The organism is Citrobacter sp. CK199 (genome assembly GCF_030333285.1).
Classification (GTDB): Bacteria; Pseudomonadota; Gammaproteobacteria; order Enterobacterales; family Enterobacteriaceae; genus Citrobacter_B; species Citrobacter_B koseri.
Genome location: NZ_JAOWGF010000021.1, coordinates 106,142 through 130,899, shown reverse-complemented (window position 1 = coordinate 130,899; position 24,758 = coordinate 106,142). Strand labels below are relative to the sequence as shown.

Here is a 24,758-nt window from a genome sequence, read left to right as displayed (position 1 = left end):
TACAAAATATATACACAAAATCATTCAAGGTGCATCAAGGCGGCAAGAGCGTGAATCCCCGGAGCTTACATAAGTAAGTGACTGGGGGAACGCACGTAGCCAACACCGAAGCAGCGTGAAGGATGAAGTGTAATAACGTCACGAATGGGGATTCAGTAAATGAAACGGAATGCGAAAACGATCATCGCAGGAGTGGTTGCACTGGCGATGTCGCATACGGCAATGGCGGACGATATTAAAGTCGCCGTTGTCGGGGCGATGTCCGGCCCGGTAGCGCAGTGGGGCGATATGGAATTTAACGGCGCGCGTCAGGCCATTAAAGACATCAACGCCAAAGGCGGCATCAAAGGCGATAAGCTGGTGGGCGTTGAGTATGACGACGCCTGTGACCCGAAACAGGCTGTCGCGGTGGCGAACAAAATCGTCAACGACGGCATTCAGTACGTTATCGGCCACCTGTGCTCCTCTTCCACACAGCCCGCGTCTGATATCTATGAAGATGAAGGCATCCTGATGATCTCCCCGGGCGCCACAAACCCGGAGTTGACGCAGCGCGGCTACGAACACATCATGCGTACGGCGGGCCTGGACTCCTCCCAGGGGCCAACGGCGGCGAAATATATTCTTGAGAAAGTGAAGCCGCAGCGTATCGCCATTATTCACGATAAGCAGCAGTACGGTGAAGGTCTGGCGCGTTCCGTACAGGACAGCCTGAAAGCGGGCAACGCCAATATCGTGTTCTTTGACGGGATTACCGCTGGCGAGAAAGACTTTTCCGCGCTGATTGCCCGCCTGCAAAAAGAGAATATCGACTTCGTTTATTACGGCGGTTACTACCCGGAAATGGGCCAGATGCTGCGCCAGGCGCGCGCTATCGGCCTGAAAACCCAGTTTATGGGGCCAGAGGGCGTGGGCAATGCCTCACTGTCCAACATTGCTGGCGCGGCGGCAGAAGGCATGCTGGTGACGATGCCAAAACGCTATGACCAGGACCCGGCGAACAAAGGCATTGTCGATGCCCTTAAAGCCGACAAAAAAGATCCTACCGGCCCTTACGTGTGGATCACCTACGCTGCGGTGCAGTCGCTGGCAACCGCAATGGATCGTACCGGCAGCAAAGCGCCGCTCGATCTGGTGAAAGATCTGAAAGCACACGGGGCTGATACCGTGATTGGGCCGCTGAACTGGGATGAAAAAGGCGATCTGAAGGGATTTGAGTTTGGTGTCTTCCAGTGGCATGCCGACGGCTCATCGACCGTTGCCAAATAACGCCTGAAGACAAGTTATCCCTCCGCCCGCGCAAAACGGGCGGGTTGAGAAAGGTTACCTTATGTCCGAGCAGTTTCTCTATTTCTTGCAGCAGATGTTTAACGGCGTCACGCTGGGAAGCACCTATGCGCTGATCGCTATCGGCTATACGATGGTTTACGGCATTATCGGCATGATCAACTTCGCCCACGGCGAGGTCTATATGATCGGCAGCTATGTCTCTTTCATGATCATCGCCGCGCTGATGATGATGGGCATTGATACCAGCTGGCTGCTGGTCGCCGCCGGATTCGTCGGGGCTATCATTATCGCCAGCGCCTATGGCTGGAGTATTGAACGGGTGGCCTATCGGCCAGTGCGCAGTTCCAAGCGACTGATTGCGCTCATCTCCGCGATCGGGATGTCTATTTTCCTGCAAAACTACGTCAGTCTTACCGAAGGTTCGCGTGACGTGGCGCTCCCCAGTTTGTTTAACGGCCAGTGGATTATCGGCAGCAGCGAGAACTTCGCCGCCAGCATTACCACCATGCAGTTGGTCATCTGGATTGTCACTTTCCTGGCGATGCTGGCGCTGACGCTGTTCATCCGTTACTCCCGTATGGGACGCGCCTGCCGCGCCTGTGCGGAAGACCTGAAAATGGCGAGTCTGCTGGGCATTAATACCGACCGCGTGATTGCGCTGACCTTTGTGATTGGCGCGGCGATGGCGGCGGTGGCGGGCGTGCTGCTCGGTCAGTTCTATGGCGTTATCAACCCGTATATTGGCTTTATGGCCGGGATGAAGGCCTTCACCGCCGCGGTGCTTGGCGGCATCGGCAGCATTCCTGGCGCGATGATTGGCGGCCTGATTCTGGGCGTCGCCGAAGCGCTCTCCTCTGCGTACCTGAGTACCGAATATAAAGATGTGGTGTCGTTTGCGCTGCTGATTCTGGTGCTGCTGGTCATGCCGACCGGTATCCTGGGCCGCCCGGAGGTAGAGAAAGTATGAAACCGATGCATTTTGCGATGGCGCTGCTCTCTGCCGCCATGTTCTTCGTGCTGGCGGGCGTCTTTATGGGCGTTCAACTGGAACTCGATGGCACCAAACTGGTGGTGGGGACTGCTGCGGATATTCGCTGGCAGTGGGTGTTTATCGGTACTGCCGTGGTCTTTTTCTTCCAGTTGCTGCGACCGATTTTCCAGAAAAGCCTGAAGGGCATTTCTGGGCCTAAATTTGTTCTGCCAGCGATTGATGGCTCAACCGTGAAGCAGAAGCTGTTCCTGATTGCGCTGCTGGTCATCGCCGTTGTGTGGCCGTTTATGGTGTCGCGCGGCACCGTTGATATCGCCACGCTGACCATGATTTATATCATCCTCGGTCTTGGGCTGAACGTGGTGGTGGGGCTGTCTGGTCTGCTGGTGCTGGGCTACGGCGGTTTCTACGCCATTGGCGCGTATACCTTCGCGTTGCTGAACCACTATTACGGTCTGGGGTTCTGGACCTGCCTGCCGCTGGCGGGGCTGGTTGCGGCGGCGGCGGGCTTCCTGCTCGGCTTCCCGGTATTGCGCCTGCGCGGCGACTACCTGGCGATTGTGACCTTAGGCTTTGGCGAGATTGTGCGCATCCTGCTGCTCAATAACACCGAAGTGACCGGCGGGCCGAACGGTATCAGCCAGATCCCGAAACCGACATTCTTCGGTCTGGAGTTCAGCCGTACCGCCCGTGAAGGCGGCTGGGATACCTTCAGCAACTTCTTCGGCGTGAAATACGATCCATCCGACCGCGTGATTTGGCTTTACCTGGTGGCGTTGCTGCTGGTCGTCTTCTCGCTGTTTGTGATCAACCGTCTGCTGCGTATGCCGCTGGGGCGGGCATGGGAAGCGCTGCGTGAAGATGAAATTGCCTGCCGTTCATTAGGCTTAAGCCCGACGCGCATTAAGCTGACGGCGTTTACCATCAGCGCCGCGTTTGCGGGGTTCGCCGGAACGCTGTTCGCCGCGCGCCAGGGCTTTGTCAGCCCGGAGTCGTTCACCTTTGCCGAATCCGCTTTTGTACTGGCGATTGTGGTGCTTGGCGGCATGGGTTCGCAGTTCGCGGTTATTCTCGCCGCTATCCTGCTGGTGGTATCGCGCGAGCTAATGCGTGACTTCAACGAATACAGCATGTTGATGCTCGGTGGTTTGATGGTACTGATGATGATCTGGCGTCCGCAGGGCTTGCTGCCGATGACCCGTCCGCAGTTGAAACTGAAAAACGGGGAAGCGAAAGGAGAGCAGGCATGAGTCAGCCATTATTATCCGTTAACGGCCTGATGATGCGCTTTGGCGGTCTGCTGGCGGTAAACAACGTTGAACTGGAGTTGCATCCACGCGAAATCGTCTCATTGATCGGGCCAAACGGCGCCGGGAAAACCACGGTCTTTAACTGCCTGACCGGTTTCTATAAACCGACCGGTGGCACCATTATACTGCGCGATCAGCATCTGGAAGGGCTGCCGGGTCAGCAGATTGCCCGTATGGGCGTGGTGCGTACCTTCCAGCACGTCCGCCTGTTCCGTGAGATGACGGTGATTGAAAACCTGCTGGTTGCGCAACATCAGCAGTTGAAAACCGGCGTCTTTTCGGGTCTGTTGAAGACTCCGGCGTTCCGTCGGGCGCAGAGTGAAGCGCTCGATCGTGCCGCCACCTGGCTGGAGCGTATCGGCCTGCTGGAGCACGCCAACCGCCAGGCCAGCAACCTGGCCTACGGCGACCAGCGTCGTCTGGAGATCGCCCGCTGCATGGTGACGCAGCCGGAGATCCTGATGCTGGATGAACCGGCGGCGGGTCTGAACCCGAAAGAGACCAAAGAGCTGGACGAATTAATTGCGGAGCTGCGTAATCATCACAACACCACCATTCTGCTGATTGAGCATGATATGAAGCTGGTGATGGGGATTTCCGATCGCATTTACGTGGTGAACCAGGGAACGCCGCTGGCGAACGGGACGCCGGAAGAAGTTCGCAACAACCCGGACGTGATCCGCGCCTATTTAGGTGAAGCATAATGGTGGTGACGCATAAGATGGAAAAAGTCATGTTGTCCTTTGACAAAGTCAGTGCCCACTACGGCAAAATCCAGGCGCTGCACGAGGTGAGCCTGCATATTCGTCAGGGAGAAATCGTCACCCTGATTGGCGCCAACGGCGCGGGTAAAACCACGCTGCTCGGCACGTTATGCGGCGATCCGCGCGCCACCAGTGGTCGGATTGTGTTTGATGGTAAAGACATTACCGACTGGCAGACGGCGAAAATCATGCGTGAAGCGGTGGCGATTGTCCCGGAAGGGCGTCGCGTTTTTTCCCGTATGACGGTAGAAGAGAACCTGGCGATGGGCGGTTTTTTCGCCGAGCGCGACCAGTTTCAGGAGCGCATTAAGTGGGTTTACGCGCTGTTCCCGCGCTTGCATGAGCGTCGTATCCAGCGTGCGGGCACCATGTCCGGCGGTGAACAGCAGATGCTGGCGATTGGCCGCGCATTGATGAGCCAGCCGCGTTTGCTGCTGCTGGATGAGCCGTCCCTGGGTCTGGCGCCGATCATCATCCAGCAGATTTTCGATACCATCGAACAGCTGCGCGAGCAGGGAATGACCATCTTCCTCGTCGAACAGAACGCGAATCAGGCGCTGAAGCTGGCGGATCGCGGCTACGTGCTGGAAAACGGTCATGTGGTGCTGGAAGATACCGGCGATGCGTTGCTGGCCAACGAAGCGGTGCGCAGCGCATACCTCGGAGGCTAAACCGTCTGTGTGCCCGGTGGCGCTACGCTTACCGGGCCTACTCGATCCTGTAGGCCGGGTAAGGCGAAGCCGCCACCCGGCTTTTTGTTTTTTGTACGTTTTAGTTGTACAATTTATGTGTACTTAAAAGGAGGCTATATGCGTACAATGAACTATAGTGAGGTACGGCAGAACCTTGCCTCTGTGCTTGATTCTGCTGCCACGGGTACGCCGGTGACGATTACGCGTCGGGGGCATAAATCTGCGGTTATCATCAGCGCAGAGGAGTTTGAACGTTATCAGACAGCAAAACTGGATGCTGAATTTGATGCCATCATGGGCGTTCACGGCGACGAATTAAGAGAACTGGCCGATAAATGACACTTCAATTTATCTCAGCGGAAGAGATAATCCGTTTTCATGACAAATTATTGAGCGTAACGCCCGGCGTTCCGGGAATGCCGGACCCTGGGCGGGCTGAAGCGCTGTTGTACCGTGTTTTAAATAAATACGAATACGAAAGTATTACCGATGTCTGGATCCTTGCGGCGATGCATCTACTCGCTATTTCTCGTGGACATATTTTTAACGATGGTAATAAGAGAACAGCATTGTTCATCACATTGCTGTTTCTCAAACGTAACGGTATCTTTCTGGCTGCTAATCCCGATTATGTTGATATGACAGTCGAAGCTGCCGCAGGACGTCTGTCGCTAGAGGAAATTGTACAGCGTTTGCGTCGGTAGCCGCCGCCCGGTGGCGCTACGCTTACCGGGCCTACATATTATCTTCACCATTCCATCATCTTCTTATCATCCTGCTGACGTTTGGCTGTCATTTATTTGTAACTAAAAAGTTATTTTTCTGTCATTCGCGCATGTCATGTTACCTCGCGAGCATAAAACGCGTGATATCGCGCATCCGGCACAACAAGAGAGATAAGCGAATGACATCGTTACGACATACAGCGTTAGGACTGGCGTTAAGCCTGGCATTCGTGGGAAACGCCATGGCCGTTACCACCATTCCATTCTGGCATTCTATGGAAGGCGAGCTGGGGAAAGAGGTTGATTCTCTGGCGCAACGTTTCAATGCGGCCAATCCTGATTACAAGATTGTGCCGGTGTATAAGGGCAACTATGAACAGAGCCTGAGCGCGGGTATCGCCGCGTTTCGTACCGGCAACGCTCCGGCGCTGTTGCAGGTTTATGAAGTCGGCACCGCGACTATGATGGCGTCGAAAGCGATTAAACCGGTCTATGAAGTGTTCAGCGACGCGGGCATCAGTTTCGATGAGTCGCAGTTTGTACCGACGGTGTCCGGTTACTACACCGATTCCAAAAGCGGACATCTGTTGTCCCAGCCGTTTAACAGCTCCACGCCGGTGCTGTACTACAACAAAGACGCTTTCAAAAAAGCCGGTTTAGATCCAGAGCAGCCGCCGAAAACCTGGCAGGATCTGGCGGAGTACACCGCAAAGCTGAAGGCGGCAGGAATGAAGTGCGGCTACGCCAGCGGCTGGCAGGGCTGGATTCAGATTGAAAACTTCAGCGCCTGGCATGGTCTGCCGGTCGCCACTCAAAATAACGGCTTTGACGGTACTGACGCGGTGCTGGAATTTAACAAGCCGGAGCAGGTGAAACATATCGCGCTGCTGGAAGAACTGAACAAGAAGGGTGATTTCAGCTACTTCGGGCGTAAAGACGAATCCACTGAGAAGTTCTACAACGGCGATTGCGCCATCACCACCGCCTCTTCCGGTTCTCTGGCGGATATCCGCCACTATGCCAAATTTAATTACGGCGTAGGCATGATGCCTTATGACGCAGACGCCAAAGATGCGCCGCAAAACGCCATTATCGGCGGGGCGAGCCTGTGGGTGATGCAGGGTAAAGACAAAGAGACCTACACCGGCGTGGCGAAATTCCTCGACTTCCTGGCGAAGCCGGAAAATGCTGCTGAATGGCATCAGAAAACCGGCTATCTGCCGATCACCAAAGCGGCTTACGATCTGACCCGCGAGCAGGGATTCTATGATAAGAACCCCGGCGCGGATATTGCCACGCGCCAGATGCTGAACAAGCCGCCGTTGCCGTTCACCAAAGGTCTGCGTCTGGGCAACATGCCGCAGATCCGCACCATTGTGGATGAGGAACTGGAAAGCGTGTGGACCGGGAAGAAATCCCCGCAGCAGGCGCTGGATGCCGCCGTTGAGCGTGGTAATCAGCTGCTGCGTCGCTTTGAGCAGTCAACGAAATCGTAACGCATGATATGCCCGGAGGCGCTGCGCTTACCGGGCCTACAAGACCGTAGGCCGGGTAAGGCGAAGCCGCCACCCGGCACTGTTCAGGAATCAAATCTTCATGTCATCATCCCGTCCGGTGTTTCGCTCGCGTTGGCTGCCGTATTTGCTGGTTGCGCCGCAACTGGCGATCACCGTCATTTTCTTTATCTGGCCTGCGGGCGAAGCGCTCTGGTATTCGCTGCAAAGCGTCGATCCGTTTGGGCTGTCCAGCCAGTTTGTCGGTCTGGATAACTTTGTCGCCTTATTCCATGACAGCTACTATCTCGACTCCTTCTGGACGACGATGAAATTCAGTGCGCTGGTGACGGTAAGCGGCCTGTTGGTCTCGCTGTTTTTCGCCGCGCTGGTGGATTACGTGGTACGCGCAAGCCGCCTGTATCAAACGCTGATGCTGCTGCCTTACGCCGTTGCGCCAGCGGTGGCCGCCGTACTGTGGATCTTCCTGTTCAACCCCGGGCGCGGGCTAATCACCCATTTTCTTGCCGGGTTCGGCTATGACTGGAACCATGCGCAACACAGCGGCCAGGCCATGTTTCTGGTGGTGTTCGCTTCAGTCTGGAAGCAGATTAGTTACAACTTCCTGTTCTTTTTTGCCGCGTTGCAATCCATTCCCCGCTCGCTGACGGAAGCGGCAGCGATTGATGGGGCGGGGCCGGTTCGGCGCTTCTTTAAACTTTCGCTACCGCTGATTGCGCCGGTGAGTTTCTTCCTGCTGGTGGTCAATCTGGTGTATGCCTTCTTCGACACCTTCCCGGTGATTGACGCCGCTACCGCAGGCGGACCGGTACAGGCGACGACCACGCTGATTTATAAGATTTACCGCGAAGGCTTTGCCGGGCTGGATCTCTCCGCCTCTGCCGCACAGTCGGTGGTGCTGATGTTCCTCGTCATCATTCTGACGGTTATCCAGTTCCGCTATGTGGAAAGTAAGGTGCGTTACCAATGATTGAGAACCGTCGCGGGCTGACGATATTCAGCCACACTATGTTGATTCTGGGGATTGTGGTGATCCTGTTTCCCTTGTACGTCGCCTTTGTGGCGGCGACGCTGGACAACAGCGCGGTGTTCGATACGCCGATGACGCTCATCCCCGGAACGCATCTGCTGGAAAACATGGCAACGATCTGGGTTAACGGCGTGGGCGTGAACAGCGCGCCGTTCTGGCTGATGATGCTTAACAGTTTCATCATGGCTTTTGGCATTACGGTGGGGAAAATTACCGTTTCTATGCTGTCGGCGTTTGCCATTGTCTGGTTTCGTTTTCCGCTGCGTAATCTGTTTTTCTGGATGATCTTTATCACCCTGATGCTACCGGTTGAGGTGCGTATTTTCCCGACGGTGGAAGTGATCGCCAATCTGAAAATGCTCGACAGCTACGCGGGTCTGACCCTGCCGCTGATGGCCTCAGCGACTGCCACCTTTCTGTTTCGCCAGTTCTTTATGACGCTGCCGGACGAGCTGATTGAAGCGGCGCGCATTGACGGCGCTTCACCGATGCGCTTTTTCCGCGACATCGTGCTGCCGCTGTCGAAAACCAATCTCGCGGCGCTGTTCGTCATCACTTTCATCTACGGCTGGAACCAGTACCTGTGGCCGTTGCTGATTATTACCGACGTTGATCTCGGCACCGCCGTTGCGGGGATTAAAGGCATGATCGCCACCGGGGAAGGCACTACTCAGTGGAATCAGGTGATGGCGGCGATGCTGCTGACCCTGATTCCCCCCGTCGTTATCGTTTTAGCCATGCAGCGCGCGTTTGTACGCGGCCTGGTGGACAGTGAGAAGTAGGAAATTTTATGGCTGGTTTGAAATTACAGGCAGTAACCAAAAGCTGGGACGGCAAAACCCAGGTCATACAGCCGTTAACGCTGGATGTGGCGGATGGCGAGTTTATTGTGATGGTTGGGCCGTCCGGCTGCGGTAAATCGACGCTGCTGCGTATGGTGGCCGGGCTTGAGCGGGTAACGAGCGGCGATATCTGGATTGACCGCCAGCGCGTTACGGAGATGGAGCCGAAAGACAGGGGCATTGCGATGGTGTTCCAGAACTACGCGCTCTACCCACACATGAGCGTAGAGGAGAACATGGCGTGGGGGCTGAAGATTCGCGGCATGGGCAAAGGGCATATTGCCGAACGGGTGAAAGAGGCGGCGCGGATTCTGGAGCTGGACGGTTTGCTCAAACGCCGTCCACGCGAGCTTTCCGGCGGCCAGCGCCAGCGTGTGGCAATGGGGCGTGCGATTGTGCGCGATCCGGCCGTCTTCCTGTTTGATGAGCCGCTGTCCAACCTTGACGCTAAATTGCGCGTCCAGATGCGCCTTGAGTTACAACATCTGCATCGCCGCCTGAAAACCACCTCGCTGTACGTGACGCACGATCAGGTCGAAGCGATGACGCTCGCCCAGCGGGTGATGGTGATGAACAAAGGCGTGGCGGAGCAAATCGGTACGCCGGTAGAGGTGTATGAGAAGCCCGCCAGCCGCTTTGTGGCGAGCTTTATCGGCAGCCCGGCGATGAACCTGCTGGAGGGGCGCATCAGCGCCGCAGGCACCCATTTTGAGCTGGAGAGCGGGATGGCGCTGCCCGTTAACTGGAACTATCGCCGCTATGCCGGGCGGAAAATGACGCTGGGTATCCGTCCTGAGCATATTGCGCTAAGCTCGCAGGCAGAAGGCGGCGTACCGCTGGTGATGGACACGCTGGAGATGCTGGGGGCGGATAACCTGGCGCACGGACGCTGGGGCGATCAAAAAATGGTCGTGCGGCTGGCGCATCAGCAACGTCCGACGGCAGGCGGCACGCTATGGCTGCATTTGCCGGAAAATCATCTGCATCTTTTCGATGGCGAAACAGGACAACGAGTATGAGTAACTGGCCTTATCCCCACATCGTCGCGCATCGCGGCGGCGGAAAACTCGCACCGGAAAACACGCTGGCGGCGATTGACGTGGGGGCGCGGTGCGGACACACGATGATTGAGTTTGACGTGAAGCTGTCGAAAGACGGCGAGATCTTTCTGCTGCATGACGACAACCTGGAGCGCACCAGTAACGGCTGGGGCGTGGCGGGGGAAGTCAACTGGCAGGATCTGCTGCGCGTTGATGCCGGGAGCTGGTTTAGCGGCAAGTTTAAAGGCGAGCCGTTGCCGCTGTTGTCTCAGGTAGCGGAACGCTGCCGCGAGCACGGCATGATGGCGAATATTGAAATTAAACCGACGACCGGCACCGGGCCATTGACGGGGAGAGTGGTGGCGCTGGCTGCGCGGGAGCTGTGGTCTGGAATGACCGCGCCTTTACTTTCATCGTTTGAAATTGATGCGCTGGAAGCGGCGCAACAGGCGGCGCCAGAGCTACCGCGCGGTTTACTGCTGGATGACTGGCGTGACGACTGGTATACGCTGACGACCCGACTGGGCTGCGTCTCTGTTCATCTCAACCATAAATTGCTCGATGAAGCGCGGGTAAAAATGCTCAGGGCGGCGGGACTGCGCATTCTGGTTTACACCGTCAACAAACCCCAGCGCGCGGCGGAACTGCTGCGCTGGGGCGTGGACTGCATCTGTACCGATGCCATTGATGTGATTGGGCCGGATTTTACTGCGGCGAGTTATTGAGCATATCGCCACTCTGTCGCTGGGGCAGCAGATGTTGCTGACCGCTGCTCTGGCGGGTTCCACCGCTTAACATCCCGCCATTGTTGTTTGGTAAAACCTGCTCACGCACCTGGCCCTGCTGGACCCGCTGCGCGTTATTGTTCATCTGCGTTTGCAGATGCTGTTGCTGAAGCTGGGTCTGCGTTTTTAACTGCTGGTTAAGCATTCCTTTCTGCTGGGTCTGCTGCGTCTGCATTTGGGTTTGCATCCGCTGTTGACTCGGGATCTGATACCCCGGCTGATTCGGGTTATTCATGGTGTTGATGGGCTGCGCAAAGCCGGAAAACGGCAGTAGCGCCGCTAAAATTAAGAGTCGTTTCATCGTCTTTCCTCCTCTGGGGGGATCTATTAAGTTTACTCCTTTCCCGCCGCAACGATGATTATTTCAGAGTTATGCACCAGGCTTAGTGGGGGGCTGACCCCGTATCTCTGGAGAATAACGATGATGAAACCGACGTTTTTGCGCCGGGTAGCCATTGCTGCTCTGCTCTCAGGAAGTTGTTTTAGTGTTGTTGCCGCGCCGCCTGCGCCACCTCCGGTGTCATACGGTGTTGAAGAGGATGTTTTCCACCCTGTTCGTGCGAAGCAGGGGATGGTGGCATCCGTGGATGCGATGGCGACCCAGGTTGGCGTCGATATCCTTAAGCAAGGGGGAAATGCCGTCGATGCGGCGGTTGCCGTTGGCTATGCGCTGGCGGTGACGCATCCGCAGGCAGGGAACCTCGGCGGCGGGGGTTTTATGCTGCTGCGCACCAAAGACGGGAACACCACGGCGATCGACTTCCGCGAAATGGCGCCAGCCAATGCCACCCGCGATATGTTCCTGGACGATCAGGGCAATCCTGACAGTAAAAAATCGCTGACGTCGCACTTGGCGACCGGTACGCCGGGCACCGTGGCCGGATTCTCGCTGGCGCTGGAGAAATACGGCACCCTGCCGCTCAACAAAGTGATACGCCCGGCGATGAAACTTGCGGATGAGGGATTCGTCGTCAACGATGCGCTGGCGGATGACCTGAAAACCTACGGTAGTGAGGTGCTGCCGAATTATGAAAACAGCAAGGCTATTTTCTGGAAAGACGGCGAACCGCTGAAGAAGGGCGACAAGCTGGTGCAGAAAAACCTGGCGAAAAGTCTGGAGATGATTGCTGAGAATGGCCCGGATGCCTTCTACAAAGGGGCAATAGCCGACCAGATCGCACAGGAGATGCAGAAGAACGGGGGGCTTATCACCAAAGAGGATCTGGCGGCTTACAAAGCGGTAGAACGCACGCCGATTAGCGGCGACTATCGCGGGTATCAGGTCTTTTCGATGCCGCCTCCGTCCTCCGGCGGCATTCATATCGTGCAGATCCTCAATATCCTTGAAAACTTCGACATGAAGAAATACGGGTTTGGCAGCGCCGATGCCATGCAGATAATGGCTGAAGCGGAGAAATATGCCTATGCCGATCGGTCGGAGTATCTCGGCGACCCGGATTTTGTGAAGGTGCCGTGGCAGGCGCTGACCAGTAAAGCGTATGCGAAATCCATTGCCGATCAGATAGATATCAATAAAGCCAAACCGTCCAGCGAGATTCGCCCCGGTAAACTGGCGCCGTATGAAAGCAATCAGACCACCCACTTCTCGGTGGTGGATAAAGACGGCAACGCGGTGGCCGTTACCTACACCCTGAACACCACGTTTGGCACCGGGATTGTGGCGGGAAACACCGGGATTCTGCTCAACAATGAGATGGATGACTTCTCCGCGAAACCTGGCGTACCAAACGTTTACGGTCTGGTGGGCGGCGATGCTAACGCCGTAGGGCCGAAGAAACGTCCGCTGTCGTCAATGTCGCCAACCATTGTGGTGAAAGACGGTAAAACCTGGCTGGTGACAGGCAGCCCTGGCGGTAGCCGGATTATTACCACCGTGCTGCAAATGGTGGTCAACAGCATCGATTTCGGGATGAATGTCGCTGAGGCGACCAACGCACCGCGTTTCCATCATCAGTGGCTGCCGGATGAGCTGCGCGTGGAAAAGGGCTTTAGCCCGGATACGCTGAAACTCCTGGAACAGCGTGGGCAAAAAGTCGCGCTGAAAGAAGCGATGGGCAGCACCCAGAGCATCATGGTCGGGCCGGATGGTTCGCTGTACGGCGCGTCTGACCCGCGCTCAGTTGATGATTTAACTGCGGGATACTAAGGATAACGGCCCTCTTCGGTGGAAGGGGGCTTATCAGGTAGTTCTGGCTGTAAACTCGCTTTCGTTGCAGCTATTCGGAGCAATGTTCCTGAAAACTGTAATGGTAAATCAGCCTGGTGTTGTTAATTCATTTCGTTTAGCAACTTATGACCCTGGATAGATACGCGGTAATAATCCATACCTGACGGTGTTCTTGTTACTATGTCGACTAAACCCGATTTGGATAGGTTATCCACGAGTCTGGCTACGTTACCCACCCCATCCATATTCCTGCGGGTCATTGCGCGATCAAGATTATACCATGTCCAATTTACATCATCTCTTGGTGCTAGTAATTTCAAGATGTTCAGTTCAGTATTGTTTACCATGATGGTGCATCCGGGTGATAAAGGTTATTACCAGTTATTCTATAAATTACCGTACGGTATCTAATATTTCATTCAAAAAGTCAGAGAAATAATTGAATGAACCAAAAACATTGTCTGTTCCAATATTATCTCTGATTTCAAAACAGTTTGCTTTAGTATCATAGGTGAATAATGAAATGCTGTCGTCACCAATAACTAATCGTTCCTTAAGGTCAGGATTTATATAGTCATAGTTGTTTCTATAAAATTCGTTAATAACAAATAAATTTTTAACTAATGGTTCTGGAATTGACAAGCTAAAAATTCTTAATCCGTTATACTCGAACCCATCCATTGTTTCTAAGAACGTTACGTAATCTGGTTGATTAGAAAATAGTATGCATACTTCATCACATAATTGTTCGAGAATTGGAGAGGTTTTAATCTCTGGATTTCTTTTTGTTATACTTTCAATGAATGAGTTCTTGATGGAATCTTCTATGGGATAACCTGAATCGTCCATCATCTTCTTTAATTCGATTAAAAAATCTTCAATGTTCATCTTTATTAATTCCTGTGAAATTATTTAAGTGGATAAATTGAACCTGAAGGAATCGCCCACGGAGTGACTTTACTTTCACCAGGTAACATTCCTCTTATCACCGTTGATTGCATGTTAGTAAATATTTTATGATATGGTTCATTTCCTATCAATACTAAATTGTCAAAAGTATTTGTACCACTATCATCTAATGGAAGTTTATGGTGGACACTATAATCCTTTGGGACAGTTCCATTGCTCATTCTTAAAATATCCTCTGAGTTAAATCTACTGATAGCATCTGGTGTTTTTGCCAGATTAATAAGGAAATTCTTTCTTACAGAGTTATTGAAATCCCTTCGTAACACCGCTGCTTCTGTTGGGGCTCTTCTGATATAATATTGAGTAAATTGGGCTCACCTCTTAATCTATCTATGTTGTTTCACCGCAGGATATTGAGGTGAGTATCCTTCTTCGGTGGAAGTGGGACTACTTTATTAACCATAATTATACTCTGACTGTATCTAATAACTCAGACAGAAAATCAGAAAAGTTATTGAATGAGCCATAGACTGATTCAGAAGACACATTGTCTCTGATTTCAAACAGGTTAGTTTTTGTATCATATGTAAAAAGAGATATGCTGTCTTCGCCTATAACCAGACGGTGTTCAAGTTCTGGATCGATATAGTCATTGTTATTTCTGTAGAAATCATTCATCAGGAAAACGTTATTAACGGTTGGTTCAGGTACGGCAAAACTGAAGAGAGTCAGGCCATTAAACTCAAATCCATCCATGAGTTCCAAAAAGGTAATAAAATCAGGTTGATTGAGAAGGAGTTTTTTGACTTCAAACCCCAAATCTTTCAGTAATGGTTTTATATTTTTATCAGTATCAATATCCATTATAGATTTGATAAATGAGGTGCTAATCGGCATCTGAATAGGGTATCCATTTACACTCATCATCATTATTAACTCATCAATCATGATTTTTATATCCATTGTTAATCTCGCTTCTGGTATTATTTTATCTTATAAATGGAACCTATGGGTTGAACCCATGGCATGAGTTTGCTATTGCCACTTTGCATACCATTTGTCGATGTTCTCTGAAAGTTTGTAATAACTTTATGAGATTCTTTTTCTATTAGTGATAGATTGTCAAATGAGTTTGAGCCGCTATCATCCAGGGGCAGTTTATGGTGAACCTCCCAGCCAAAAGGTGGGGTTCCTTTAGCCATCTGATTAAGTTCGTTAGGACTAAACAACTCGGATGCTTCGGATGTGTGAGATATTTTTCTCAGAAAATTCTTTCTAACTGAGTTATTAAATTCCTTTCTTAGTTGTGTCGTTTCTATTGAATTGCGTTTGATATAGTTTATCTGTTTAATATCTACACTTTGCAATAATTTCATCTCGCCTCTAATTATTCCGATATATCCATTAAGTTCCTTTAATTCTTTAAAAATTGGAGTTTTAGCTAGCAAAATAGAAGCCGCCGCTATCGCCGTACCCGTAGTTTGCTCATTTAATATCTGATCGTAGCCTTTGATTGCATCCCCACCCAACTTCTCGGCCGTTTCCCTGAACCCCTCTATATTTCCGTTGTAAACGCCGCCTGCGGCAAGCAGTCTACCGACAGCTTTACTGTTAAGGGTTTTCAATCCCGGATTGAGCGGGGGTACAAACAGGCGGTTGTAGTTCGCGGGCAACGCCAGGTAGCTGAATTCAGTGTTGGCAATAAGGTGTTTGCAGAGGATATATTCATAGCTGATGGTTATTGTTTCTGTATCTAAATTATTTTCGCTGAATTGGTGTTGAATACCTGATAGAAATGCTCCCCGCAGTTGAATATAATAATACTTCTCCCATCTACCGAATCTATTGATGCGGTAGAAATAAAACTCCATATACAACTGCTCGTTGTTGTTAATAGCATTAACAAACAATGGCGTGCTTTTATCGATCAGTTTACAAAATCGCAGTCCATGCAGTTGAGAACCTTTACCAGTACTGGTTATGCTATTCGAGAGTGAAAACACGAAAACTTCATCTTCGTGTCCGGTTTGCCAGCGGTTGCCCACTGAGGCTATCGTTCCACATCCATCGGAAATAGCACCTTGCAACTCCCCTGAAATTGTCAGGTAGACAATATTTCCAATTATTACATTATCCTTTAATAACGGCATGCTAAATGTATTAGCCGTGAATCCTTTCTTTATTATCTGTTTACGCTCTATTCTCAGATTCGTATACAGAATTAATAAATGTTTTCACTTTAGCCAAATATTATTGAGGATATTCTGAATTGGGCCGGACTACTTTTAATTACGGGATATTCCCCTCTCCTGGAGAGAGGGGAGGCGAAAATTACTTCACCCGCGCCATAAAGTATGCGTCGACATACTCACCGTTACGCAGTGCGTACTTCTTGCCGGTGCCTTCAATCTCAAAACCATGCTTCTTGTAGACCGCCACGGCGGGTTCATTATCGACAAATACCGTTAGCTCGATACGCTCCACGCGCAGCCAGTTATCGCACATGTCGATCATGGTACGGAGCAGCGCGCTGGCGACCCCACGGTTTTGCCACCGCGCATCAACGCTGATGCCAAAATCGGCGACATGGCTGCGGCGCGGACGCTGGATGACCGCAATGGTGAGATGCCCAACGACAGTATCGTCAATACAGGCGACCAGCTGTTTGATGCCGGGCTGGTCGGCTAACCGCTCCTGCCACATCGCACTGGAAGGATGAGGAACCTGTAGCGTGTTGTGATACACCTCCGGCTGGGCATGGATCTGACGAATTGCGTCGTAATCTTTTGGTTCCGCGTGGCGTATCACTATCTCGCTCATTTCTGTGTCCTTAGCAGGTTAAAAGTCCTTTTAAACATCATTGACTTTAAAAACGGAGTCAACTGCATTTTTTTGCAAAAAGTATTGGACAAGTGCGAATGAGAATGATTATTATTGCTCTGCGTTCAGGGAGACCCTTGCGGAGAACCTGAAAGCACGACATTGCTCACATTGCTTCCAGTATTACTTTAGCCAGCCGGGTGCTGGCTTTTTTTTTGGCTCAGTTTCGGGCTGGTTTGCTGGTCAGTTTTGTAGGCCGGATAAGGCAAAGCCGTCATCCGGCAATGGCGCTTGTGATGCCGGATGGCGCTTATGCTTATCCGGCCTACGATCGTTTCACCGCTATTTCCCACATGTTGTTTGCGCTATGGTGTATGCAATCACCTTTCAAAAAGGACACTCCCATGACCTTACACTGCGCATTTATTGGCTTTGGTAAAAGCACCACCCGCTACCATCTGCCGTATGTTCTTAACCGTAAAGGCAGCTGGCATGTTGCGCATATCTTCCGCCGTCACGCGAAGCCGGAAGAGCAGGCGCCGATCTACTCGCATATTCACTTCACCAGCGATCTTGATGAAGTGCTGAACGATCCGCAGGTAAAACTGGTGATCGTCTGTACCCATGCGGACAGCCATTTTGACTACGCCCGGCGCGCGCTGGAGGCGGGAAAAAACGTGCTGGTGGAAAAACCGTTTACGCCAACGCTTGCCGAGGCGAAAGTGTTGTTCGAACTGGCGCGGAGCAAAGGGCTGACCGTCACGCCGTACCAGAACCGCCGCTTTGACTCCTGTTTCCTGACCGCCAAAAAAGCGATTGAGAGCGGCAAACTGGGCGAGATTGTTGAAGTTGAAAGCCACTTTGATTACTACCGACCGGTTGCAGAAACCAAACCTGGCCTGCCGCAGGACGGCGCGTTTTATGGCCTCGGCGTGCATACGATGGATCAAATTATTTCGCTGTTCGGACGCCCGGACCATGTGGCTTATGACATCCGCAGCCTGCGCAATAAAGCCAACCCGGATGATACGTTCGAAGCGCAGCTGTTTTACGGCGATCTGAAAGCCATCGTTAAAACCAGCCATTTAGTGAAGATCGATTACCCGAAATTTATCGTTCACGGCACCAGAGGCTCGTTTGTGAAGTACGGCATCGACCAGCAGGAAACCAGTCTGAAGGCCAATATCATGCCCGGCGAACCGGGGTTTGCGGCGGATGATTCTGTCGGCCTGCTGGAATACGTTAATGACGAAGGTGTGACGGTGAAAGAAGAGATGAAACCGGAGGTCGGCGACTATGGCCGCGTTTATGACGCCCTGTTCGAGACCATTACGCATGGCGTGCCAAATTACGTCAAGGAATCTGACGTTCTCACCAACCTTGAGATCCTTGAGCGGGCGTTTGAACGGGCGTCTCCGGCCACAGTAACCCTTGCGAAATAAACAAAATCAACGTCTCTGGGCTTGTTCATAATTTTTGAACAGAGGAGTCAATTTTCACCCTCTATGATCCCGTCTGGATTGGGTTCACACTTACTCCATCGAAAACATCTGGGGGGTGAATACAATGATCTACTTACGCAAAGCAAACGACCGTGGTCATGCGAATCATGGCTGGCTGGATTCCTGGCATACTTTTTCTTTTGCAAACTACTATGACCCTAACTTTATGGGCTTCTCGGCACTGCGCGTGATTAACGATGACGTTATTGAAGCAGGCCAGGGCTTTGGGACGCACCCGCATAAAGACATGGAAATCCTGACCTATGTGCTGGAAGGCGCAGTGGAACACCAGGACAGCATGGGTAACAAAGAGCAGGTTCCTGCCGGTGAGTTCCAGATCATGAGCGCCGGGACGGGCATTCGTCACTCGGAATACAACCCGAGCAATACCGACCGCCTGCGTTTGTATCAGATTTGGATCATGCCGCAGGAAAACGGGATTACGCCGCGTTACGAGCAGCGTCGTTTTGACGCCGTACAGGGCAAACAGTTGGTGCTGTCGCCGGATGCGCGCGACGGTTCGCTGAAAGTGAATCAGGATATGGAGCTGTACCGTTGGGCGCTGCTGAAAGACGAACAGTCGGTACACCAGATCTCCGCCGAACGCCGCATCTGGATTCAGGTGGTGAAAGGTAACGTCACCATTAACGGCACCAAAGCGTCTACCAGCGACGGTCTGGCGATTTGGGATGAGCAGGCGATCTCCATCCATGCCGACAGCGATAGCGAAGTGTTACTGTTCGACCTGCCGCCAGTTTAAAAATACACGTCATCCTTCAAGCCGCATCTTTGTTGGCTTCCTGGCTTACCCCGGTCGCGTACTTGATGTACGCTTCCGGGGATTTAATGAGGGACATCCTTGTCCCTCACCAGAGGCAACCTTCGGTTGTTCAAATTCGTTCCTGACGAATTTGTCACTGCGTCGCCGCCTTGATGCAACTCGAATGATTTAGTGTATTTCTCACAATACAAAAACAACCTTAGTTTTCTCTGCGAAGGTTCATGCACGTCCGTGGTAAACTGGGGAAATCTATCCCTTTTATGCCTTTCAGGACGATGAAAAAGAAAAGACCCGTACTTCAGGATGTGGCTGACCGCGTAGGCGTGACCAAAATGACGGTCAGCCGTTTTCTGCGTAACCCGGAGCAGGTCTCCGTCGCGCTGCGGGGCAAGATCGCTGCTGCACTTGATGAACTGGGTTACATTCCCAATCGTGCTCCCGATATTCTTTCTAACGCGACCAGCCGTGCGGTGGGCGTTCTGCTGCCGTCGTTAACCAACCAGGTTTTCGCCGAGGTGTTACGCGGAATTGAGACCGTCACCGATGCCCACGGCTACCAGACGATGCTGGCGCACTACGGCTATAAGCCGGAAATGGAACAGGAACGTCTGGAGTCGATGCTGTCATGGAACATTGACGGGCTAATCCTCACTGAACGTACCCATACGCCGCGCACGCTCAAAATGATTGAAGTCGCGGGCATTCCGGTGGTGGAGCTGATGGACAGCAAATCGCCATGCCTCGATATCGCCGTCGGTTTTGACAACTTTGAAGCCGCGCGTCAGATGACCGCCGCGATTATCGCGCGCGGCCATCGTCATATCGCCTATCTGGGGGCGCGCCTCGACGAACGTACTATCATCAAACAGAAGGGCTATGAACAGGCCATGCTGGACGCCGGGCTGGTGCCCTACAGCGTGATGGTGGAGCAATCGTCGTCTTACTCTTCCGGGATTGAGCTGATCCGCCAGGCAAGACGTGAATACCCGCAACTGGACGGTATTTTCTGTACCAACGATGACCTTGCCGTCGGGGCGGCGTTCGAATGCCAGCGTTTAGGGCTCAAAATTCCTGATGATATGGCGATTGCCGGTTTCCACGGCCACGACATTGGTCAGGTGATGGAACCGCGTCTGGCCAGCGTACTCACGCCGCGTGAGCGGATGGGCAGTATCGGCGCAGAGCGCCTGCTGGCGCGCATACGCGGTGAAGCGGTGACGCCTAAAATGTTAGATTTAGGTTTCACCTTGTCACCGGGTGGATCTATTTAGTCCAACAAATTTGAAGTAGCTCACACTTATTCACTTCTGCCACGAATGGATATTGCTTCTATTCTGGTCCGGCCGGACAATGTTACCGATAACAGTTACCCGTAACAATTCCTGATCCTTGTACTGTGGGGGCACCACTTTGAGCACGACTAACCATGATCACCACATTTACGTTCTGATGGGCGTATCAGGCAGTGGCAAATCCGCTGTCGCCAGCGAAGTGGCGCATCAGCTGCATGCCGCGTTTCTTGATGGCGATTTTCTCCATCCGCGTTGCAACATCATGAAAATGGCCTCCGGCGAGCCGTTGAATGACGACGACCGCAAGCCGTGGTTACAGGCGCTGAACGATGCGGCGTTTGCGATGCAGCGAACCAATAAAGTATCGCTGATTGTCTGTTCCGCACTGAAAAAACACTATCGCGACCTGCTGCGCGACGGTAACCCAAACCTGTCTTTCATCTACCTGAAAGGGGATTTTGACGTTATCGAAAGCCGCCTGAAGGCACGTAAAGGCCACTTCTTTAAAACGCAGATGCTGGTAACTCAGTTTGACACGCTGGAAGAGCCGGGCGCTGACGAGAGCGATGTACTGGTGGTGAATATCGATCAGCCGCTGGAAGGTGTCGTGGCAAGCACCATTGAGGTCATTAACAAAGGCAGTAAGTAGTGAGTACATTAACGCTTGTTTTAACAGCAGTAGGTTCTGTTTTACTGCTGCTGTTTTTAGTGATGAAGGCGCGTATGCACGCCTTCGTTGCTTTGATGGTGGTGTCTATTGGCGCAGGTCTCTTTTCCGGTATGCCGCTCGATAAAATCGCGGCGACGATGGAAAAAGGGATGGGCGGTACGCTTGGCTTCCTGGCGATTGTCGTCGCACTGGGCGCCATGTTCGGCAAAATTTTGCATGAGACGGGCGCAGTCGATCAGATTGCCGTCAAAATGCTCAAATCTTTCGGCCACAGCCGCGCGCATTACGCGATTGGTCTGGCGGGGCTGATTTGCGCGCTGCCGCTGTTCTTTGAAGTCGCCATTGTGCTGCTGATCAGCGTCGCATTCTCTATGGCGCGCCATACCGGAACAAACCTTGTGAAGCTGGTCATTCCGCTGTTTGCGGGCGTGGCGGCGGCTGCGGCGTTTCTGCTGCCCGGGCCTGCGCCGATGCTGCTGGCGTCTCAAATGCACGCTGATTTTGGCTGGATGATCCTGATTGGCCTGTGCGCGGCAATCCCTGGCATGATCATCGCCGGGCCGCTGTTTGGTAATTTCATTGGCCGCTATGTGGAACTGCACGTCCCGGATGACATTACCGAACCGCATCTGGGCGAAGGTAAAATGCCGTCGTTTGGCTTCAGTCTCTCGCTGATCCTGCTGCCGCTGGTGCTGGTAGGGCTGAAAACGATCGCCGCGCGCTTTGTCGCGGAAGGTTCCAGCGCTTACGAATGGTTTGAGTTTATCGGCCACCCGTTCACCGCGATTCTGGTGGCGTGCCTGGTGGCAATCTATGGCCTGGCGGTGCGTCAGGGGATGGCGAAAGATAAAGTCATGGCAATCTGCGGTCAGGCGCTGCAACCGGCGGGCATTATTCTGTTGGTGATTGGCGCAGGCGGCGTGTTCAAGCAGGTTCTGGTGGATTCCGGCGTTGGCCCGGCGCTGGGCGAAGCGTTAACCGGCATGGGCTTGCCGATTGCTATCACCTGCTTCGTGCTGGCGGCAGCGGTGCGTATCATTCAGGGTTCCGCGACCGTCGCGTGCTTAACGGCGGTGGGGCTGGTGATGCCGGTGGTGGAACAACTGAACTTCTCCGGCGCGCAGATGGCGGCATTGTCTATCTGTATCGCGGGCGGTTCTATCGTGGTCAGCCACGTAAACGACGCCGGTTTCTGGCTGTTCGGTAAATTCACTGGCGCGACCGAAGCGCAAACGCTGAAGACCTGGACGATGATGGAAACCATTCTCGGCACCGTCGGCGCGATTGTCGGTATGATTGCGTTCCAGCTTCTGAGCTGAGTCTTGTTGCCCGGTGGCGCTCCGCTTACCGGGCCTACAAGTGAGCACATATCCACACCGTAGGCCGGGCAAGCGCAAGCGCCACCCGGCTTTTTTACATCCTCAGCCTTTCATCCACATCCGAATGCCGTCCAGGAACATCTGGGTCGCCATCATCACCAGAATCAACCCCATCAGACGTTCCAGCGCGTTAACCCCTTTCTCGCCCAGCAGACGCAGGAACAGCGACGATTGCAGCAGAATCACAAACGTGCCGCCCCAGGCGATCAGCAGAGCGATGATCAGATGCCCCATTTGGTTCGGATACTGATGCGATAACAGCATCAGCGTCGCCAGGATGGTCGGGCCCGCCACCAGAGGGATGGCCAGCGGTACGATAAACGGTTCTTCGCCCGCCGGGAGTCCGGCGCTGTTGCCTGATGCGCTGGGGAAAATCATCTTAATGGCGATCAGGAACAGAATAATCCCCCCGGAGATCGACACGGTTTCCGCCCGCAGGTTGAGAAAGGCCAAAATTTTCTCGCCCGCAAACAGGAAAATGAACATCAGTAAAAGCGCAATAAACAGCTCGCGAACCATAATCGCCCGGCGGCGCTTTGGTTCGGTATGTTTCAGTACGGACATGAAAATGGGCAGGTTTCCGAGTGGATCCATAATCAGGATCAATAAAACTGCCGCTGAAATGATTTCATTCATAACTCAAATTCCCTGATAATTACTGCGGACTTTCTGCTTGCTGAGGAAGCGGGATAAGTCGCATTACTGATGGCTTCGCTATCATTGATTAATTTCACTTGCGACTTTGGCTGCTTTTTGTATGGTGAAGGAAGAACCAGTAGGACACTGGTTTGCATACACAGCACACATCTTTGCAGGAAAAAAACGCTATGAAAAATGTTGGTTTTATCGGCTGGCGCGGTATGGTCGGCTCTGTACTCATGCAACGCATGGTTGAAGAGCGCGACTTCGATGCCATTCGCCCTGTTTTCTTTTCTACTTCCCAGCTTGGGCAGGCAGCGCCGACGTTCGGCGGTACGCCCGGCGGCACACTTCAGGATGCCTTTGATCTCGACGCGCTGAAGGCGCTTGATATCATTGTGACCTGTCAGGGCGGCGATTATACCAACGAAATCTATCCAAAGCTCCGTGAAAGCGGCTGGCAGGGCTACTGGATTGACGCAGCATCCTCGCTGCGCATGAAAGACGACGCCATCATTATTCTTGATCCGGTTAACCAGAATGTCATTACCGACGGCCTGAACAACGGCATTAAAACCTTCGTCGGCGGTAACTGTACCGTCAGCCTGATGCTGATGTCGCTGGGCGGTCTGTTTGCTAATGACCTGGTGGACTGGGTTTCTGTTGCGACTTACCAGGCGGCGTCTGGCGGCGGCGCGCGTCATATGCGCGAACTGCTGGCGCAGATGGGCCACTTGTACGGTCACGTAGCCGATGAGCTGGCGACGCCTTCTTCCGCGATCCTCGACATTGAGCGCAAAGTGACGACCCTGACCCGCAGTGGCGACCTGCCGGTTGATAACTTTGGCGTACCGCTGGCGGGCAGCCTGATTCCGTGGATCGACAAACAGCTCGATAACGGCCAGAGCCGCGAAGAGTGGAAAGGTCAGGCGGAAACCAACAAAATTCTCAACACCTCTTCCGTGATCCCGGTGGATGGTCTGTGCGTGCGCGTCGGCGCGCTGCGCTGCCACAGCCAGGCGTTCACCATTAAACTGAAAAAAGACGTGTCTGTTCCGACCGTGGAAGAACTGCTGGCCGCGCACAACCCGTGGGCGAAAGTGGTGCCCAACGATCGTGACATTACCCTGCGTGAGTTAACCCCGGCTGCCGTTACCGGCACGCTCACCACGCCGGTTGGCCGCCTGCGTAAGTTGAACATGGGGCCGGAGTTCCTCTCCGCCTTTACCGTTGGCGACCAGCTGCTTTGGGGCGCGGCAGAACCGCTGCGCCGTATGCTGCGTCAGCTGGCGTAATTGTGGATGGCCTGGTGGCGCGACGCTTATCAGGCCCACCAATAACGTGAATCATCAGGCCGGATAACGCATCGCCGCCATCCGGCAAACAAAACAGAGTTTAAATGTTGGGTGCTGAGTCACCCTTTTTTTGCGTAATACAGGAGTAAGCGCAGATGTTCCAATATTTACCAGGAGTAAGATAAAGCATTGGCTATTCTTTAAGGGTGTCTTAATACCGGAGGTATTAAGCCTTAGCCTGAAGGTGGGACGGGGCAGAGAGGATGCACATTGGTGCTGCGCCGTTCAGGTCAAAGAAGT

General features: G+C 53.0%; 25 protein-coding genes and 1 pseudogene. 19 read left to right on the top strand and 7 right to left on the bottom strand.

What is annotated here, in order from left to right:
* Nucleotides 1–159 precede the first annotated feature (159 nt).
* From livK to ugpQ, 12 genes are all read left to right on the top strand, one after another.
* On the top strand, nt 160–1,269 hold the full coding sequence (gene livK / locus OGX75_RS01945) for a high-affinity branched-chain amino acid ABC transporter substrate-binding protein LivK (RefSeq protein ID WP_012135565.1): 1,110 nt from the start codon (nt 160–162) through the stop codon (nt 1,267–1,269).
* A 61-nt stretch (nt 1,270–1,330) separates the two neighbouring features.
* A complete protein-coding gene (gene livH, locus OGX75_RS01940; RefSeq protein WP_012135564.1) occupies nt 1,331–2,257 on the top strand; it encodes a high-affinity branched-chain amino acid ABC transporter permease LivH in 927 nt (308 codons plus the stop codon).
* Complete coding sequence (gene livM / locus OGX75_RS01935; protein ID WP_012135563.1) at nt 2,254–3,531, top strand: branched chain amino acid ABC transporter permease LivM; 1,278 nt, start codon at nt 2,254–2,256, stop codon at nt 3,529–3,531. Before livH ends, livM begins: the two co-directional genes overlap by 4 nt.
* A complete protein-coding gene (livG, locus tag OGX75_RS01930; RefSeq protein WP_286450975.1) occupies nt 3,528–4,295 on the top strand; it encodes a high-affinity branched-chain amino acid ABC transporter ATP-binding protein LivG in 768 nt (255 codons plus the stop codon). The genes livM and livG overlap by 4 nt, the downstream gene beginning before the upstream one ends.
* Nucleotides 4,296–4,312: 17 nt before the next feature.
* Nucleotides 4,313–5,026: a high-affinity branched-chain amino acid ABC transporter ATP-binding protein LivF gene (gene livF / locus OGX75_RS01925; protein ID WP_047463875.1), complete on the top strand. Its 714-nt coding sequence runs from the start codon at nt 4,313–4,315 to the stop codon at nt 5,024–5,026.
* A gap of 138 nt (nt 5,027–5,164) precedes the next feature.
* Complete coding sequence (locus tag OGX75_RS01920) at nt 5,165–5,386, top strand: type II toxin-antitoxin system Phd/YefM family antitoxin (protein ID WP_047460592.1); 222 nt, start codon at nt 5,165–5,167, stop codon at nt 5,384–5,386.
* On the top strand, nt 5,383–5,751 hold the full coding sequence (locus OGX75_RS01915; RefSeq protein WP_047460595.1) for a type II toxin-antitoxin system death-on-curing family toxin: 369 nt from the start codon (nt 5,383–5,385) through the stop codon (nt 5,749–5,751). The genes OGX75_RS01920 and OGX75_RS01915 overlap by 4 nt, the downstream gene beginning before the upstream one ends.
* Before the next feature lie 200 nt (nt 5,752–5,951).
* Nucleotides 5,952–7,268 (top strand): sn-glycerol-3-phosphate ABC transporter substrate-binding protein UgpB, encoded by a 1,317-nt coding sequence (gene ugpB, locus OGX75_RS01910; protein WP_024131025.1) that lies wholly within the window; start codon nt 5,952–5,954, stop codon nt 7,266–7,268.
* A gap of 100 nt (nt 7,269–7,368) precedes the next feature.
* Nucleotides 7,369–8,256, top strand: coding sequence for a sn-glycerol-3-phosphate ABC transporter permease UgpA (gene ugpA / locus OGX75_RS01905; RefSeq protein WP_024131024.1), 888 nt, complete (start codon nt 7,369–7,371; stop codon nt 8,254–8,256).
* Nucleotides 8,253–9,098: a sn-glycerol-3-phosphate ABC transporter permease UgpE gene (gene ugpE / locus OGX75_RS01900; RefSeq protein ID WP_047460601.1), complete on the top strand. Its 846-nt coding sequence runs from the start codon at nt 8,253–8,255 to the stop codon at nt 9,096–9,098. The genes ugpA and ugpE overlap by 4 nt, the downstream gene beginning before the upstream one ends.
* 8 nt (nt 9,099–9,106) lie before the next feature.
* Complete coding sequence (locus OGX75_RS01895; protein ID WP_012135556.1) at nt 9,107–10,177, top strand: sn-glycerol-3-phosphate import ATP-binding protein UgpC; 1,071 nt, start codon at nt 9,107–9,109, stop codon at nt 10,175–10,177.
* Nucleotides 10,174–10,923 (top strand): glycerophosphodiester phosphodiesterase, encoded by a 750-nt coding sequence (gene ugpQ, locus OGX75_RS01890; RefSeq protein WP_286450974.1) that lies wholly within the window; start codon nt 10,174–10,176, stop codon nt 10,921–10,923. The genes OGX75_RS01895 and ugpQ overlap by 4 nt, the downstream gene beginning before the upstream one ends.
* Here ugpQ and OGX75_RS01885 read toward each other — a convergent pair.
* Complete coding sequence (locus OGX75_RS01885) at nt 10,904–11,284, bottom strand: DUF2756 family protein (protein WP_012135554.1); 381 nt, start codon at nt 11,282–11,284, stop codon at nt 10,904–10,906. The two genes, ugpQ and OGX75_RS01885, sit on opposite strands and share 20 nt — an antisense overlap.
* Before the next feature lie 120 nt (nt 11,285–11,404).
* On the opposite strand from OGX75_RS01885, the gene ggt reads away from it, so the two are divergent.
* Nucleotides 11,405–13,150: a gamma-glutamyltransferase gene (ggt, locus tag OGX75_RS01880; protein WP_049009224.1), complete on the top strand. Its 1,746-nt coding sequence runs from the start codon at nt 11,405–11,407 to the stop codon at nt 13,148–13,150.
* A 414-nt stretch (nt 13,151–13,564) separates the two neighbouring features.
* On the opposite strand, the gene OGX75_RS01875 is transcribed toward ggt, so the two are convergent.
* The 5 genes and pseudogenes from OGX75_RS01875 to yhhY form a co-directional block, all read right to left on the bottom strand.
* Nucleotides 13,565–14,059 (bottom strand): YrhA family protein, encoded by a 495-nt coding sequence (locus OGX75_RS01875; RefSeq protein WP_286450973.1) that lies wholly within the window; start codon nt 14,057–14,059, stop codon nt 13,565–13,567.
* Nucleotides 14,060–14,079: 20 nt separating this feature from the next.
* A pseudogene (locus tag OGX75_RS01870) lies at nt 14,080–14,436 on the bottom strand (HNH endonuclease family protein); the annotation flags it as partial.
* 109 nt (nt 14,437–14,545) lie between these two features.
* Nucleotides 14,546–15,043, bottom strand: a complete 498-nt coding sequence (locus tag OGX75_RS01865; RefSeq protein ID WP_286450972.1) for a YrhA family protein — start codon at nt 15,041–15,043, stop codon at nt 14,546–14,548.
* A 20-nt stretch (nt 15,044–15,063) separates the two neighbouring features.
* On the bottom strand, nt 15,064–16,203 hold the full coding sequence (gene tssD / locus OGX75_RS01860; protein WP_286451057.1) for a type VI secretion system tube protein TssD: 1,140 nt from the start codon (nt 16,201–16,203) through the stop codon (nt 15,064–15,066).
* Nucleotides 16,204–16,411: 208 nt separating this feature from the next.
* Entirely contained in the window at nt 16,412–16,900 is a 489-nt protein-coding gene (gene yhhY, locus OGX75_RS01855) for an N-acetyltransferase (RefSeq protein WP_110493712.1), read from the bottom strand.
* A 404-nt stretch (nt 16,901–17,304) separates the two neighbouring features.
* Between yhhY and OGX75_RS01850 the strand changes: the two genes are divergently transcribed.
* From OGX75_RS01850 to gntU, 5 genes are all read left to right on the top strand, one after another.
* The gene (locus OGX75_RS01850) at nt 17,305–18,342 is read left to right on the top strand and encodes an oxidoreductase (RefSeq protein ID WP_286450970.1); all 1,038 of its coding nucleotides are present in this window, start codon (nt 17,305–17,307) and stop codon (nt 18,340–18,342) included.
* A gap of 124 nt (nt 18,343–18,466) precedes the next feature.
* A complete protein-coding gene (yhhW, locus tag OGX75_RS01845; protein WP_012135544.1) occupies nt 18,467–19,162 on the top strand; it encodes a quercetin 2,3-dioxygenase in 696 nt (231 codons plus the stop codon).
* A 296-nt stretch (nt 19,163–19,458) separates the two neighbouring features.
* Nucleotides 19,459–20,454, top strand: coding sequence for a gluconate operon transcriptional repressor GntR (gene gntR, locus OGX75_RS01840; RefSeq protein WP_024131020.1), 996 nt, complete (start codon nt 19,459–19,461; stop codon nt 20,452–20,454).
* Nucleotides 20,455–20,593: 139 nt separating this feature from the next.
* Nucleotides 20,594–21,124, top strand: coding sequence for a gluconokinase (gntK, locus tag OGX75_RS01835; protein WP_024131019.1), 531 nt, complete (start codon nt 20,594–20,596; stop codon nt 21,122–21,124).
* The gene (gene gntU, locus OGX75_RS01830) at nt 21,124–22,464 is read left to right on the top strand and encodes a gluconate transporter (protein WP_047460635.1); all 1,341 of its coding nucleotides are present in this window, start codon (nt 21,124–21,126) and stop codon (nt 22,462–22,464) included. The genes gntK and gntU overlap by 1 nt, the downstream gene beginning before the upstream one ends.
* 102 nt (nt 22,465–22,566) lie before the next feature.
* Here the strand turns inward: gntU and yhgN are convergent, their stop codons facing one another.
* On the bottom strand, nt 22,567–23,160 hold the full coding sequence (yhgN, locus tag OGX75_RS01825; protein ID WP_286450969.1) for an NAAT family transporter YhgN: 594 nt from the start codon (nt 23,158–23,160) through the stop codon (nt 22,567–22,569).
* A gap of 191 nt (nt 23,161–23,351) precedes the next feature.
* On the opposite strand from yhgN, the gene asd reads away from it, so the two are divergent.
* Complete coding sequence (gene asd / locus OGX75_RS01820; protein ID WP_058668215.1) at nt 23,352–24,458, top strand: aspartate-semialdehyde dehydrogenase; 1,107 nt, start codon at nt 23,352–23,354, stop codon at nt 24,456–24,458.
* Nucleotides 24,459–24,758 lie beyond the last annotated feature (300 nt).